This window comes from Streptomyces colwelliae, assembly GCF_048158785.1.
Lineage (GTDB): Bacteria > Actinomycetota > Actinomycetes > Streptomycetales > Streptomycetaceae > Streptomyces.
On record NZ_JBLTJC010001000.1, the window covers coordinates 1 to 419 of the forward strand.

The window sequence follows — 419 nt, forward strand, 5'->3', positions numbered from 1 at the left end:
GTTCGCGACCTTCAAGAAGCGCATCGAGCAGTTCGTCGATTTCCGTAAGGAGCTGGTTCGCCGCGGCGTCGAGATCGGTCCGGCGGCGGGGCGCGAATGGGGCGACAACGACGCCAACCGCGCCGTGCGCTCGGCGCTGAACAAGGATCTCGAGGCGCTGTCCAAGGTCTATGCCGAGCGCGCCCGGCAGATCGCGCAGCAGACCGAGACCAATCGCACGCTGTCCTTCCTGCTGACCTGCCTCGGCGGCCTGGCGCTGGCGCTTGTCGTGATCGGCATCGTCATCATCGCCCGCTCGATCGCCCGCCCCCTCTCCGCCATCACCGCAACCATCAAGCAGGTGGCCGACGGCGCCGAGAACATCGTGGTGCCGCACTCCGACCGCGCCGACGAAATCGGCGCGCTGGCACGCGCCATCC

Annotated in this window: 1 protein-coding gene; it reads left to right on the plus strand. The window is 68.3% G+C overall.

The genetic code is table 11. From position 1 onward, the window contains the following. The coding region (locus tag ACNFOC_RS55555) for a HAMP domain-containing protein (protein ID WP_416966464.1) at positions 1 to 419 on the plus strand (419 nt) is incomplete at both ends.